The organism is Dolomitihabitans soli (assembly GCF_022213955.1).
GTDB classification, from domain to species: Bacteria; Actinomycetota; Actinomycetes; order Streptosporangiales; family Streptosporangiaceae; genus Streptosporangium_A; species Streptosporangium_A soli.
In genome coordinates this window covers 211233-225074 of record NZ_JAKNTW010000007.1, presented here as the reverse complement: position 1 = coordinate 225074, position 13842 = coordinate 211233, and the positions used below count along the sequence as shown (strand labels likewise).

Below are 13842 nucleotides of genomic sequence, written 5' to 3'. Positions count from 1 at the left end.
CGAAACGGCCGGGACCGTCGGCAGGACCGACCGGAATCCCGATATCGGTAGGCTGAAGGGCATGACCACCCCAGCGGAACGCTACGCGGCCTTCCGTCAGAGCCTCACCGACGACGGGCCCGCCATCAGGTCGTTCCGTGAGCTGTACGACTTCTCCCTCGACGAGTTCCAGATCGACGCCTGCCGCGCGCTGGAGGCGGGCGACGGCGTGCTCGTGGCCGCGCCGACCGGCTCGGGCAAGACCGTGGTGGGGGAGTTCGCCGTCCACCTGGCCCTGGAGCAGGGCCGCAAGTGCTTCTACACCACCCCGATCAAGGCGCTGTCCAACCAGAAGTACAACGACCTGGTCAAGCGGTACGGCACCAAGAGCGTGGGCCTGCTGACGGGCGACAACAGCGTCAACGGCGAGGCGCCCATCGTGGTGATGACCACCGAGGTGCTCCGCAACATGCTCTACGCCGGGTCCGGCACCCTCGCCGGCCTGGGTCACGTGGTGATGGACGAGGTCCACTACCTGGCCGACCGCTTCCGCGGCGCGGTCTGGGAAGAGGTCATCATCCACCTGCCCGAGTCGGTACGGCTGGCCGCGCTGTCCGCCACGGTCAGCAACGCCGAGGAGTTCGGCGAATGGCTGGGCGAGGTCCGCGGCGACACCACCGTCATCGTCGACGAGCACCGCCCCGTCCCGCTCTGGCAGCACATGATGGTCGGCAACCGGCTCTACGACCTCTTCGTGGCCGAGGACGACGGCGACCGGCCCCGCGTGAACCCCTCCCTGGTCCGCATCGCCCGCGACGAGGTACGGCTGGCCACCACGCGCGGCAAGCGCGGCTACACCCGCCCCCGCGGCTTCCGGCCGCCCAACCGGGCCGACGTGATCGAGCGGCTCGACTCCGAAGGGCTGCTGCCCGCGATCACCTTCATCTTCTCCCGCGCCGGGTGCGACGCCGCGGTGATGCAGTGCCTGTACTCCGGGCTCCGCCTGACCACCGACCGCGAGCAGCACGAGATCCGCCAGATCGTCGACGAGCGCACCGCCCACCTGCCCGACGAGGACCTGGCCGTGCTCGGCTTCCTGGAGTGGCGCGACTGCCTGGAGCGCGGCCTGGCCGCCCACCACGCGGGCATGCTGCCGACCTTCAAGGAGGTCGTCGAGGAGCTGTTCACCCGGAACCTGGTCAAGGCCGTCTTCGCCACTGAGACGCTCGCGCTGGGCATCAACATGCCGGCTCGCTCGGTGGTGATCGAGCGGCTCGACAAGTGGAACGGCGAGTCCCACGCCGATCTCACCCCGGGCGAGTACACCCAGCTCACCGGGCGGGCCGGGCGGCGCGGCATCGACGTCGAAGGCCACGCCACGGTCATCTGGCAGCCGGGCATGGACCCGGTCTCGGTCGCCGGCCTGGCCAGCACCCGCACCTACCCGCTGCGCTCCAGCTTCCGGCCCTCCTACAACATGGCCGTCAACCTGGTGGGCCAGGTCGGCCGGGGCCGCGCCCGCACCCTGCTGGAATCGTCCTTCGCCCAGTTCCAGGCGGATCGGGCGGTGGTCGGCCTCGCCCGCGAGCTGCGCCGCCACGAGGAGGCCCTCGACGGCTACCGCGAGGCGATGACCTGCCACCTCGGCGACTTCCCCGAGTACGCCGCGCTGCGCAGGCGGCTGTCCGACAGGGAGTCCGAGTTGTCGCGCCAGCGCGGTGCGGCCCGTCGCGCCCAGGCGTTGCGGTCGCTGGAGGCGCTGAAGCCGGGAGACGTCATCCGGGTGCCGGGCGGACGCAGGGCCGGTCTCGCGGTCGTGCTCGATCCCGGGCTCAACTCGCGCGGCGAGGGTCCCTCGCCGCTGGTGCTCACCATCGGCAAGCAGGTCAAGCGGCTCTCCACGGGCGACTTCCCGGTGCCGATCGAGCCGGTGGATCACCTGCGCATCCCCAAGAACTTCAACGCGCGCTCGCCGAAGGAGCGTGCCAACCTCGTCTCCACCCTGCACGCCAAGCTCGGCGACCGCGACCTGGGCAAGCCCCCCAGGGCCCGTGACCACGCGGTCGAGGACGAGGAGATCGCCGAGCTGCGGCGGCAGCTTCGCCAGCACCCCTGCCACGGCTGCGACGAACGGGAGGACCACGCTCGCTGGGCCGAGCGCTACTACAAGCTGCTGCGCGAGACCGACGGGCTGCGCCGCCGCGTCGAGAGCCGGTCCCACGTCATCGCCCGCACCTTCGACAAGGTGTGCGGCGTGCTCGACCAGCTGGGCTACCTCGACGGCGAGACCGTCACCCCGCTGGGCCGCCGCCTGGCACAGCTCTACACCGAGCTCGACCTGCTCACCTCCGAGTGCCTGCGGGCCGGTCTGTGGGACGCGCTGGATCCGGCGGAGCTCGCCGCGTGCGTCTCCTCGCTGGTGTTCGAGTCGCGGCAGGCCGACGAGGCCAGGAGGCCGAAGATCCCCGCGGGCGAGGCCACCCAGGCGCTGGCCGCGATGGTCCGGCTGTGGAGTGAGCTGGAGGGCGTCGAGGAGCAGCACGGCCTGTCCTTCATCCGCGAGCCCGACTTCGGCTTCGCCTGGGCGGCCTTCCGCTGGGCCAGGGGCCACAACCTCGACGCGGTGCTGCTCGACGGCGTCAACGGGGGCGAGCTCGCCGCCGGCGACTTCGTGCGCTGGACCAAGCAGCTGCTCGACCTGCTCGGCCAGATCGGCGACGCCGCGCCTCCGGGCAGCCCCGTGAAGCAGAACGCCGGCAAGGCGATGGACGCGATCAGGAGAGGCGTGGTCGCCTACACCTCGGTGACCTGACCTGACCTGGGCACGCCCCGACAGAGGGGGCGGCGGACCTGGCTCAGGCGAGGGTGAAGCGGACCTCGCGGGTGGCCGGGTCCGCTTTCGCCAGCCGTACCCTGACCTGTTCGCCCAGGGGGAGCCGGTCGCCTGCGCAGTGCGCGATCACGGCGGGCTCGGCGAGCTGGACCTGCCCGCCTCCGTCGTGCTCGTGCGCGTCGATCACGACCGCGTCGAAGTCGTGGCCGATCCGGCGGCGCAGCACGAACGCCTCGACCAGGTCGACGCAGGCCCGTTCGACCGCGTTCGCCCGGCGGCCGGTGACGGCCATCGCCTCGGGGAGCCCGGCGAGCGCGTCGTGGACGGGGTCGGGCACCGGCTCGCCCGCCGCCACGGCCAGGCACACCTCCGTGGCGTATCTGTCGGCCAGGCGCCGCAGCGGCGCGGTGACGTGCGCGTACGGCCCGCCGACGGCGGCGTGCACGGCGAGGGAGGGCGGCGCGCCGTCGAAGGCGGTGTAGCCCGCGCCGCGCAGCAGCACCGTCGACTCGTGCAGGAACGCGGCGTGGGCGGGGAGCTTCGGGTCGAGGGCGTGCACGACCTCGCCGTACCCCGCGCCCGTCGGCCAGGGAACGCCGAGGGCCGCGGCGACCCGGCGGACTCGTTCGATCCTCTGCTGGGAGGCGGGCGGCAGCACCCGCAGCACGCCGATCTCCGCGTCGAGCATCAGCGTGGCCGCCGCCATCCCGGTGAGCAGCGAGATCTGCGCGTTCCACGCCTCGACGGGCAACGGGGTGCGATATTCGACCTGGTGGCCGTCCGCGCCGGGGACGATCTCCTGCTCGGGGATGGGCAGCGTGACGCCGCCGCGCTCACGTTCCAGGGCGAGGCGCAGTTCGCCGATCACGGGCAGCAGCCGCAGCGTGCCGTGGGCGGTGCCGGTGTCGACGGCCGCCTGCGCGTAGTCGTGGTCGAGCCGTTCACGGCTGCGCACCAGGGCTCTTGTCACGTCGACCCCGGCGATGCCGCCCTCCTCGTCGAGGTCGACGCGCCACAGGGCGGCGGGCCTGGTCTCGCCCGGCAGCAGGCTGGCCGCGCCTTCGGACAGGATCGTGGGGTGCAGCGGCACCCGGCCGCCCGGCATGTAGATCGTCTCGCCCCGGCGCCGGGCCTCGGCGTCGATCGCCCCGCCGGGTCGCACGAACGCGCCCACGTCGGCGATGGCGTACCACACCCGGTAGCCGTCCGGCCGGCGCTCGAGGTGCATGGCCTGGTCGAGGTCCAGCGAACCCGGTGGGTCGATGGTGACGAGCGGCAGGTCGGTCCGGTCCTCGCGCGGTGAGAGGGGCCCCGCGGCCATCCGGGCGGCCTCCGCCAGCGCCGCCTCGGGGAACGGTCCCGGCAGGTCGAACTCCTGCCCGATCCGCTCGAACCCGTCGATCAGCCGGGGATCGAGGTCTCCGGGAACGCGGATGGTTGTGTGCGGCACCCGCTCAACCTATCGGTCGCCAGACCAGTCGCCGAGGCGGCCGCCCGGCGGGCCACAGCCGACGACGTCGACGACTTGCGCCGGCCGCTCGACGAGATGGTGCAGGCCAGCGGGCAGGGCGACGACCAGCGGTCGGCCGAGGCCGACCTGGAGTTCCACCGCCGGCTGTTCGTCATCGTCGACAACCCGATCTTCACGGACCTGTACGACGGGCTGAGTCACGCGTTGCGCAGCGAGATCGTCGAGCGCCGCCGGCTCGCCATCGAACGTCCCGCGTCCGCGCCGGGGCAGAGCCGGGTCTTCGACACCGTGCATTACGGCATCGTCGAGGCGATCGGCGAACGCGACGCCGACGGCGCCCGTACGGCAATGAACCGGCATTTCACCGTGTGGTCCTCGCTGGTCACCAACCCCTAGCACGACCTGGCGGACCTCGCTTCACCTGGGCCGGGCGGCGGATCGCCGCGCAGCGCGGGCGGTCACTGTCCGGGTCCTCCAGGCAGGCAGATCAGCGTCTGCTGGCCGGTCGCGATGAGGTCGCGCTGAGCGTCGGCGACGCCGAAGACGTCGAGCCGGCACACCGTGAGGGTTCGCCCTGCCTTGACGACCGTCCCTACGGCCTCAAGGTGATCACCTGCGGCGGGTGCAAGGAGGTTGATCTTGTACTCGACAGTCAGCACCTCTGCCGTCCCCGGGAACAGGGTGAGTGCCGCGTAGCCGCCTGCGCTGTCGGCGATGGCGCTGGTGGCTCCCGCGTGGATGTAGCCGTGCTGCTGGGTGACTTCCGGCCTGCTGGGCAGAACGATCTGAACGTGTCCCGCTCTGATCTCCGACAGGCGGGCGCCGAGGTGGCGCATCAGTCCCTGGCGTTCGAAGCTGGCACGGATGCGGGCCTCGATCTCGGCGGTCACCTGTTCGGGCTGTGTCTCTTCTTTCATGTGTCCTCTATCGTGCTCACTGCCGGTACCAGGACATTCCGCTCCCCTGGCGACATCTCCAGGCTCCCCTGCTGGGGTGCGCGGTTAACCGACCGCCTGCTCTACCAGCAGCAGCACACCGATCGTCACCATCGCGGCGCCGGAGATGCGGCTCACCATCCGTGCCGCCGCGGGATGCGCTCGCAGCACTCGCCGGGCCCCTGCGCCCACTCCTGTGTAGACCACGGCGCAACTGGCCACGTGAACCAGCCCCAGCACCGCGATCTGCACCGCGACCGGGCACGCCGCGTCCGGGTCGGCGAACTGCGGCAGCAGCGCCAAGAACAGCAGGAACACCTTGGGGTTGAGCCCGCTGATCCCCGCGCCTTTCACCAACTGCCGCATCCACGAGTCGGCGGCCGGCTCCGCGCCGGCTCGCGGAGCCGAGGGTCGAGCGAGCGTGCTGATCCCCAGCCACACCAGATAGGCCGCGCCCGCCACGGTCAGCGCGGTCATCACCAGCGGCGAGCGGGCCACCAAGGTGGCCACGCCGACGCCGGGCTCCCCGTGTCGATCGTCGGTGATGACAGGCGACGCCGGTGCCGGCGGCTAGCGGGTGGACAGGACTTCGAGCAGGCGGTTGAGGGGGTTGTCCAGACCGTAGCGGTCGGCGAGGGCGACGAGAGCGGCGGGGTCGCGGGGTTTGGCGGGGATGGTGGGGTCGTGGGCCGGCAACGGCGCGTCGAGGGCGACCTGCACGACGGTGGGGGCGACCGACAGGTAGTCGCGGGCCGCGGCGAGCTTGTTGCGACTGCCCGCGGGGAAGCCGTCGGTCTGGCCGGCGTCGAGGGCGGTGAGCAGGGCGTCGAGGGTGCCGAACCTGGTGATCAGCGCGGCGGCGGTCTTGTCGCCGACCCCGGACACTCCGGGCAGGCCGTCGCTCGGGTCGCCGCGCAGCGTGGCGAAGTCGGCGTAGGCACGGCCGGGGATGCCGTACTTGGCGGTCACCGCCGCCTCGTCGACGATCTGGATGTTGCGGATTCCCCTTACTGTGTAAAGGACGCGGGCCCGGCGTGCGTCGTCCACGAGCTGGAACAGGTCCCGGTCTCCGGTCACGATGTCGACCGGGCCGCTCGCGTGCGCCGCGAAGGTGCCGATGACGTCGTCGGCCTCGTAGCCCGCGACGCCGACCCTGGCGATGCCCACCGCGTCGAGCACCTGCTCGATGATCGGCACCTGGGGGACCAGCGTGTCGGGCACCTCCTCCTCATGGCCGTGGGCCACCCGGTGCGCCTTGTAGCTGGGCAGCGCGGCCACCCGGAAGGCCGGGCGCCAGTCGGCGTCCATGCAGGCGACCAACTCGTCGGGGGAGTGGGTGCGGACCAGTGTGGCGATCATGTCGACCAGCCCGCGCACGGCGTTGACCGGCATGCCGTCGGGGGCGGTCATCGACTCGGGTACGCCGTAGTAGGCGCGGAAGTAGAGCGAGGCGGTGTCGAGAAGCATCAGGCCTGGCATGTGACCCATCCTGGCAGACCGCGCGGCCCGGCAGGTCCGTCATCCACGGGTCACGCGCCCATGCGCACCGCGAGCAGGCAGGTGTCGTCTTCCGGGTTGGGGCCGCCGATCGCCTCCAGGAGGCGGTCGAGGCCCGTTTCGAGACTGTCGGGGCCGAGGTCGCCGGCGGCCGCCAGGGTCATGGCCAGGCCCTCGTCGATGTCGCGGTGCCGGCGCTCGACCAGGCCGTCGGTGAACAGCAGGAGCAGGTCGTCGGCACGCAGGGTGAGGGTCGCCAGGCCGTAGGGCCACTCGCCGGCGCCGAGCAGCACCCCCTCGGGCGGGTCGAGCCGGCGGGCCAGGCCGTCGCGGACCAGGATCGGCGGCAGGTGCCCGGCCTGGCTCCAGGCGAACTCGCCGGTCACCGGGTCGAGATGACCGACCACGGCGGTCGCGGTGGTGCCGTCGAGGCGGTGCAGCACCAGGTCGTTGAGCCAGGCGAGCAGGCGGTCGGCGGGCTCGCCGGTCATCGACAGGCCGAGCAGGGCGTGCCGGAGTTGGGTCATCTGGGCGATCGCCTCCAGGCCGTGCCCCGCCACGTCGCCGATGGCCAGCAGCACCCGGCCGCCGGGCAGCGGAGCCGCTTCGTACCAGTCGCCGCCGAGGCTGGCCAGCTTCTCGGCGGGCACGTGCCGCACCGCGATACGGGTGCGCGGCAGCTCGGCCGCGGTGCCGGGCTCCGGCAGGATGGCGTCGCGCAGGGCCACCGTGACGTGGTGCTCCTCGGCGGCCTGCTCGCGGACCTCCAGCAGCTGCCTGCGCGACTCCGACATGATGTGCTCGGCCCGGCGGCGGTCGGTGATGTCCTGGATCAGCCCGTGCATGCCGACCGCTCCCAGCTCGTCCGCGACGGGTTCGAGCACGGCGCGGACGTGCCGGATCTCGCCGTCGCGGCGGACCCGGAACTCGGCGTTCACCGGATCGTCGCCCTGGGGGACGCGCCCGAGCAGGTGGTCGAGCACAGGCAGGTCGCCGGGCTCGACGTGGGCGGGCAGTTCGGGCAGCGCGATCGGGCCCTGGGCGGGCGAGCGGCCGAAGATGACGTAGACCTGGTCCGACCAGAACGCCTCACCGGTGCGCAGGTCCCACTCCGCCCATCCCATGTCGCCCAGCCGCTGGGCGTGGGCGAGCAGGTCGAAGGCCCGTCCCGGGTCGGCGCGCCGGTCGGGGCCGTGGGTCAGCCGCCGGACCATCTCGGCGGCGTAGGTCGTGTCGGGAGGAGCGTCGGTCAACGGGTCGTGCGCGGGATCGTTCGGCGAGGGGAAGGGCGATTGGTCCAGGACGACCATGGTTCTCGCTCTCGAATGGGATATTTGGGGCATATGCACAACGGCATGTGATTGACCTGAAACGGAGTGTAGCGGTGTCGTGAGTGTGTGGGAGAGCCTTTTCGGGAACCCGTGACCGCCGGACCGGGGAACGTTTCCCTGCCCACTCCGGCGGCAGCCCGTAGATTGGCCCCGTGACCTCTGACCTGTATCCCGTGAACCGCCTGGCCGCCGTCCGCGAGGCGACCGCCGCCGCCGGGCTCGACGCCCTGCTGCTCACCCCCGGACCCGACCTGCGCTATGTCACCGGCTACGAGGCGCTGCCGCTGGAACGGCTCACCTGCCTGGTGGTGCCCGCCGCGGGCGACGCCTTCCTGATGGTCCCCCGGTTGGAGCTGGCCGCCGCGGAGCACTCGCCCGCGTCGCGGCTCGGCATCGAGTTCGTGCCGTGGGACGAGACGGACGACCCCTACGCCCACGTCGCCAAGCGGCTGGGCCAGGTCGCGACCGTGGGGCTGGCCGACCGCATGTGGGCGATGGCCTCGCTCCGTTTCCGCGACGCGCTGCCCGCCGCCGGGCAGGTGCTCGCCGGCCGGGTGCTGCGAGGGTTGCGGATACGCAAGAGCGCCGCCGAGGTCGCCGCGTTGCGCGAGGCGGGAGCCGCGATCGACGCCGTGCACGCCCAGGTGCCCGATCTGCTGCGTGCGGGCCGTACCGAGCGGGAGGTCGGCAGGGACATCGCCGACGCGATCATCGCGGCCGGTCACCGTACCGTCGACTTCGTCATCGTCGGGTCGGGGCCCAACGGCGCCAGCCCGCACCACGAGCTGTCCGAGCGCGTCATCCAGCCGGGGGATCCCGTCGTCGTCGACATCGGCGGCCAGATGCCGAGCGGCTACTGCTCCGACTCCACCCGCGTCTACTCCGTCGGCGAGCCGCCGCCGGCGTTCGCCGCCTACTACGAGGTGCTGCGCCGTGCCCAGGAGGCCGCGTGCGCCGCCGTACGGCCGGGCGTCACGTGCGAGTCGGTGGACGCCGCCGCGCGCGAGGTGATCACCGAGGCGGGTTACGGCGAGCGCTTCATCCACCGCACCGGCCACGGCATCGGCCTGGAGACCCACGAGGAGCCCTACATCGTGGCCGGCAACACCGAGCCCCTCGCGCCCGGTTTCGCCTTCTCCGTCGAGCCCGGCATCTACTTCCCCGGTGACCACGGCGCCCGCATCGAGGACATCGTCATCTGCACCGAGGACGGCGGCCGGCGCGTCAACGACCGGCCGCGCGAGCTGATCGTCGTCTGACCTCGGGCCGCCCGCCAGACGCCGCCGAGTGGGAGGATTGCCGCATGACGGTTGACCGGATGTTGCCCTCGGACGAGGCGCGGGAGCTGATGGGGCTGGTCGGGGAACTGACCGCCAAGGAGGTCGCACCACGGGCGGCGGGCGAGGAGTCGGCCGGGCGCTTCCCCCGCGAGGTCTTCAGGACCCTCGGGGCGGCCGGCCTGCTCGGCCTGCCCTACCCGCAGGAGTACGGCGGCGCGGCGCAGCCGCAGGAGGTCTACCTTCAGGTCGTCGAGGAGCTGGCCGGGGCCTGGCTGGCCGTGGGACTGGGCGTCTCGGTGCACACCCTGTCCTGCTTCCCGGTGGCCGCGTACGGCACGCCGGAGCAGCGGGAGGAACTGCTGCCCGGCATGCTCGGCGGCGACCTGCTCGGCGCGTACTGCCTGTCCGAGCCGCAGTCGGGCTCCGACGCCGCGGCGCTCTCCACCAGGGCCGCGGAGGACTCCGGCGGTTTCCTGGTGGACGGGGTGAAGGCGTGGATCACCCACGGCGGGGTCGCCGACTTCTACACCCTGATGGCGCGCACCGCGGACGACGGCGCGAGAGGCGTCTCGTGCCTGCACGTGCCCGCCGGGGCGGCGGGCCTCTCGGCCGGCGTCCCCGAGCGGAAGATGGGGATGCGCTCCTCGCCGACCGCCCAGGTCAGGTTCGACGGCGTACGGCTGCCGCCCGAGGCGCTGGTCGGCGAGCGCGGCGAGGGGTTCAGGATCGCGATGGCCGCCCTCGACGGCGGCAGGCTCGGCATCGCCGCGTGCGCGGTCGGCGTGGCCCAGGCCGCGTTCGACGTGGCCGTCGGCTATGCGGGGGAGCGGCGGCAGTTCGGGTCCAGGATCGCCGACTTCCAGGGGATGAGCTTCATGCTCGCCGACATGGCCACCCAGATCGCCGCCGCCCGTGCCCTCTACCTCGACGCCGCCCGGATGCGTGACGCGGGCCTGCCGTACGGGACGAAGGCGGCGATGGCCAAGCTGTTCGCCACCGACATGTGCATGCGGGTCACCACGGACGCGGTCCAGGTGCTCGGCGGGTACGGCTACGTGGAGGACTTCCCGGTGGAGAGGTACATGCGGGAGGCCAAGGTGCTGCAGATCGTCGAGGGCACCAACCAGATCCAGCGGCTGGTGATCGGCCGCGCCGTCACCAAGCCCGACCCGGCGTGAGACCCCGTCACCAAGCCCGATCCGGCGTGAGACCCCGTCACCAAGCCCGATCCGGCGTGAGATCTCCGCACGTCGGCGGGCGGGCGGCAGCGTGATCGATCCGCCTGCCGGTCGTTCCCGGCCGGTCTCCGTTCTTTCGGGGATCGGCCGGGAACGCCGCGGCGTGCGGTGCGGTCACTGCCAGGGCGCGGTGGGGAACCAGCCGTAGCCGAAGCGGGCGGGCAGCCGCAGGTCCCAGTAGAGGAAGGTGAAGGCGCCGACGACCAGGAAGGCCACGGCCGTGATCGTCGTGACCCGGGACGGCGTGGCGGTCATCCAGCGGGTGAACCGGCCTCCGGTCGCGTGGATGAGGACGAGGAAGAGCAGCGCCACCAGCGTGATGTTGCCGATCGACTGCAGGATGAAGACGGCGCCGCCGTAGAACGGGTTGTGGGTCTGGGCGGCGTACTCGAACAGCTTGCGGAACAGCGGGAACGGCCGGCCGACGAGGAACCCGCCGATCAGCGCGCCGAGGACGACCAGGCGGGCGTGCGGCAGCCGGCGCGACAGGCGGGCGAAGGGGTCGGGCACCACCCGCAGCGCGGCCAGGCCGAGGTAGACGAAGGCCAGCCCGATCACGCCGAAGACGATCGACGCCTGGATCAGCCGCGGGGACAGACCCGCGCCGGTCGCGGTGGAGAGCTGGGGCAGCCGTTCGCCGAGCAGGGCGCCGACGGCGCCGTAGACTCCGGACACCACGATCATGCCGAGCGCGAGCCAGCCGAGGGGCCGCAGGGTCGCCCTGATCCCGCCGGCGCGGACGCCGCCCTTCGTGCCGGCCATCGGCGCGATCGCGCCGAACGCGGCGATGTTGCACGCGGTGAAGGTGCCGGCCAGGCCCGAGACGAACGCGAAGACGGTCCCCGCGATCAGGCCGCCGATCTCCGTCTCCTTGGCGTCCCGGCCGAGCAGCGTGTTGGCGACGTTGTCACCGATCACACCGTCGACGAACTCGAAGGACCACAGCGCGGCGATCACCGCCCCGGCCAGCACGCTGAGGAGGACGACGAGGCCGCGCCGCCGGGGCAGATCGGCGGGGTGAACATCGGGCGGGGAGGCGGGGACAGGAGCGGTTCGAGCCATACGACGCCTTTCTCGAAACGGCCACACGGGCCCGGCACCGATGATCGGTGACCACGGTGGAGCGATCGGCCCGACAATCGCTGATGATCGTTGTGCGGTCGCCCGCTGTCAACGGCCGATCGTGCTGAGAGCTCGCCCGCCACGGCGGCGCCCGGCCGGCGGTGAACGGCCGGATGACGAGAAAGGGCGCCCCTGGAGGGGGCGCCCTTTCCCGGGATTCCTAGGGGGCCGTGTTCGTGGCCAGGGCGACCGGTGTGGAGCCGCCGCCGAAGGCGAGGTCGGCGTCGCTGAAGATCGGGTGGGACGGGTTGATGTCCGCTTCGCCCGCGCCGCCGTCGCAGCGGCGATCGGGGTTGAAGATCAGGTACGTCCCCGCGCCGCACGCCGTGGACGGTTCGGCGTCGCCGCCGATGACCACGCTGCCGCTGAGGTTGGCCCCGCCCTGGACCAGGGCGCTGTTCTTCACGACGGCGTTGCCGGTGACGGTCGCGCCGCTGTTGACCCAGGCCAGGTCTTCGATGCGGGCGTTGCCGCTGACCGTGCTGTTGCCGTACACGGCGGCTCTGGGGCCGACGTAGGCGGTGGCGGCGACGTTGGCCCGGTTGTCGACCCAGCCGCCGCCGTTGGAGTGCCAGCGACCGTTGCCCGGTGCGGCCGGCCGTACGTGGCCCGGCTCGAAGCCCCACGCGGTGGCACCCTGCAGGCGGAACTGGTAGGGGTAGCGGTGGTTGCGCGGGTAACCCTCGAGGAAGGCGTACTTGTGCACGGTCCCCGGTGCTCCGGTGACCACGAGGTAGACGTCCTTCTCGCCCGGCTGCGTCTGGAAGGTCACCTCACCGTTCGAGGAGTTGTGGATGGCGCTGTACCGGGGTGTCCCGTTCCGCACCGCGACGAACCCGTACGACCATCCCGACTGCGCCGCGGCGTTGACATGGCCGCGGAACCGCATCCGGATGAGGGCGCCGTCGCTGCTCGGGACGAGCCGGATCTTGTTGTAGCCGTAGTCGGAGGGAGCCAGGGCGTCGGAGATGCGGAAGTGGCCGGCCGCGGTGTTGACCGGTACCGGCGCCACCCCGTTGTAGGCCGTGACGAAGGGATAGAGGCTGTTGATGAACGGCATGAAGTCGGCGCGGTTGCTGTAGTCCCACGTGACGTTGCGCTGGGCGTACTCGCCCAGCCGCCGGTTGAGCTCCGCCTGGTCGATGCCGGCGACGCGGCGGTAGACCTCCAGCGGGTGTTCGGTGTTCCGCGCCTCGTTCCAGATCCGGTTGACCATGGCCAGGCCGTCGCGGTCCTTGATGTACTGCAGCAGCATCCAGGCCCCGTAGTGGTGCCGGCTGCTGCTGTAGGCCAGGTTCTCCGTGCGGATGAACCGGGTGAGGTCGCCCGCCGCGGTCCGTGGATAGACCTGCATCGCCATGAACTCGGCGGTCGCCTCCCAGAAGGTCCCGGAGCTCGGATGGGTGAAGCCGTAGCCGGGTCTGCCGAGGAAGGTGTAGTTCTGGAACACGTGACCGAGCTCGTGCGCCAGGCCCCAGGAGCCGGGCAGCGCGGCCGCGGGGGCGATGTTGATGACGCCGACTCTGCCGTCGGTCGAGCCGCCCGTGGCCCACGCGTCGAGCGGTGCGTTCGACCACGTCCGGGTGATGATCACGATGATCTTGTGCTGTGCCAGCAGGCCGGTCTCAGGGGTGAACCGCATGGTGTTCACGTAGAAGGAGTAGAGGTTCTCCAGCTGGCCGAGCACGTTGTCGGGGTCGAATCGGTACTGCGAGGGCGCGTTCCTGGGGTCGGTGCCCGACCGGTCGCCCCATAACAGGATGAAGTTGGCGGATTCCTTCGTGCGGGCGCTGACCCACGGCACCTCGCCGGTGCTCGCCCAGCGCGACGGGATGTAGACGGTCTTGGCGGCCGCGACCGCGGGAGACGCCGCGAACAGCGTGCAGAGAAGGCAGAGGACCGCCACGATTCTAGCGATCATGACGCCTCATCAAGTGGCTGCGGGTGTCGTCCTTGATCGCCGTGACGCCTCCCGGGGGCGAGGTGCGGGACGGCGCCGGCAGCGCGGTGCGGGCCGGGTCGCCGGCTCCCGCCGCTGGTGCCGGTGACGTGGGGAGGAGCGGAAGGGGGGCGGTCGCCGCCCACTGTCGTCTCATTCGGGTTCCTCCGGTGATCGGGCGACTGTGACGGTCGCGGGTGTGTGGCGCGGCCGGAGG

General features: G+C 72.0%; 11 protein-coding genes. 4 read left to right on the top strand and 7 right to left on the bottom strand.

All coding sequences use genetic code 11. The features are described 5' to 3' along the window. The first annotated feature begins 61 nt into the window (after positions 1-61). Positions 62-2791 (top strand): DEAD/DEAH box helicase, encoded by a 2730-nt coding sequence (locus MBA17_RS16550; RefSeq protein ID WP_238497364.1) that lies wholly within the window; start codon positions 62-64, stop codon positions 2789-2791. A 43-nt stretch (positions 2792-2834) separates the two neighbouring features. Here the strand turns inward: MBA17_RS16550 and MBA17_RS16545 are convergent, their stop codons facing one another. Beyond that, on the bottom strand, positions 2835-4262 hold the full coding sequence (locus MBA17_RS16545; RefSeq protein ID WP_238497363.1) for an RNB domain-containing ribonuclease: 1428 nt from the start codon (positions 4260-4262) through the stop codon (positions 2835-2837). On the opposite strand from MBA17_RS16545, the gene MBA17_RS16540 reads away from it, so the two are divergent. Then, the gene (locus MBA17_RS16540) at positions 4254-4679 is read left to right on the top strand and encodes a FadR/GntR family transcriptional regulator (RefSeq protein WP_238497362.1); all 426 of its coding nucleotides are present in this window, start codon (positions 4254-4256) and stop codon (positions 4677-4679) included. The two genes, MBA17_RS16545 and MBA17_RS16540, sit on opposite strands and share 9 nt — an antisense overlap. Before the next feature lie 62 nt (positions 4680-4741). Here MBA17_RS16540 and MBA17_RS16535 read toward each other — a convergent pair whose 3' ends face one another. From MBA17_RS16535 to MBA17_RS16520, 4 genes are all read right to left on the bottom strand, one after another. Continuing rightward, positions 4742-5200, bottom strand: a complete 459-nt coding sequence (locus tag MBA17_RS16535; RefSeq protein ID WP_238497361.1) for a PaaI family thioesterase — start codon at positions 5198-5200, stop codon at positions 4742-4744. 84 nt (positions 5201-5284) lie between these two features. After that, positions 5285-5728 (bottom strand): LysE family translocator, encoded by a 444-nt coding sequence (locus MBA17_RS16530; protein ID WP_238497360.1) that lies wholly within the window; start codon positions 5726-5728, stop codon positions 5285-5287. 60 nt (positions 5729-5788) lie between these two features. Further along, positions 5789-6697, bottom strand: a complete 909-nt coding sequence (locus MBA17_RS16525; RefSeq protein ID WP_238497359.1) for a 5'-3' exonuclease — start codon at positions 6695-6697, stop codon at positions 5789-5791. Positions 6698-6747: 50 nt separating this feature from the next. Next, entirely contained in the window at positions 6748-8025 is a 1278-nt protein-coding gene (locus MBA17_RS16520; RefSeq protein ID WP_238497358.1) for a PP2C family protein-serine/threonine phosphatase, read from the bottom strand. Positions 8026-8198: 173 nt separating this feature from the next. Between MBA17_RS16520 and MBA17_RS16515 the strand changes: the two genes are divergently transcribed. Together MBA17_RS16515 and MBA17_RS16510 are read left to right on the top strand one after the other, a co-directional pair. Further along, positions 8199-9305 (top strand): M24 family metallopeptidase, encoded by a 1107-nt coding sequence (locus MBA17_RS16515; protein WP_238497357.1) that lies wholly within the window; start codon positions 8199-8201, stop codon positions 9303-9305. A 44-nt stretch (positions 9306-9349) separates the two neighbouring features. Further along, a complete protein-coding gene (locus tag MBA17_RS16510; RefSeq protein WP_238497356.1) occupies positions 9350-10504 on the top strand; it encodes an acyl-CoA dehydrogenase family protein in 1155 nt (384 codons plus the stop codon). A gap of 174 nt (positions 10505-10678) precedes the next feature. On the opposite strand, the gene MBA17_RS16505 is transcribed toward MBA17_RS16510, so the two are convergent. Then, positions 10679-11626 carry a hypothetical protein gene (locus MBA17_RS16505; RefSeq protein ID WP_238497355.1) on the bottom strand — a complete coding sequence of 316 codons (948 nt, stop codon included), beginning with the start codon at positions 11624-11626 and terminating at the stop codon, positions 10679-10681. Between the two features lie 220 nt (positions 11627-11846). Then, positions 11847-13607 (bottom strand): DUF6055 domain-containing protein, encoded by a 1761-nt coding sequence (locus tag MBA17_RS16500; RefSeq protein WP_238497354.1) that lies wholly within the window; start codon positions 13605-13607, stop codon positions 11847-11849. Between the last annotated feature and the right edge of the window lie 235 nt (positions 13608-13842).

What these genes read in the sequence shown, in the direction of transcription:
- MBA17_RS16550 (WP_238497364.1), top strand. Translation starts at nt 62, where the DNA reads ATGACCACCCCAGCGGAACGCTACGCGGCCTTCCGTCAGAGCCTCACC.
- MBA17_RS16535 (WP_238497361.1), bottom strand. Translation starts at nt 5,200, where the DNA reads ATGAAAGAAGAGACACAGCCCGAACAGGTGACCGCCGAGATCGAGGCC.
- MBA17_RS16520 (WP_238497358.1), bottom strand. Translation starts at nt 8,025, where the DNA reads ATGGTCGTCCTGGACCAATCGCCCTTCCCCTCGCCGAACGATCCCGCG.
- MBA17_RS16505 (WP_238497355.1), bottom strand. Translation starts at nt 11,626, where the DNA reads ATGGCTCGAACCGCTCCTGTCCCCGCCTCCCCGCCCGATGTTCACCCC.
- MBA17_RS16500 (WP_238497354.1), bottom strand. Translation starts at nt 13,607, where the DNA reads ATGATCGCTAGAATCGTGGCGGTCCTCTGCCTTCTCTGCACGCTGTTC.
- MBA17_RS16510 (WP_238497356.1), top strand. Translation starts at nt 9,350, where the DNA reads ATGACGGTTGACCGGATGTTGCCCTCGGACGAGGCGCGGGAGCTGATG.
- MBA17_RS16525 (WP_238497359.1), bottom strand. Translation starts at nt 6,697, where the DNA reads ATGCCAGGCCTGATGCTTCTCGACACCGCCTCGCTCTACTTCCGCGCC.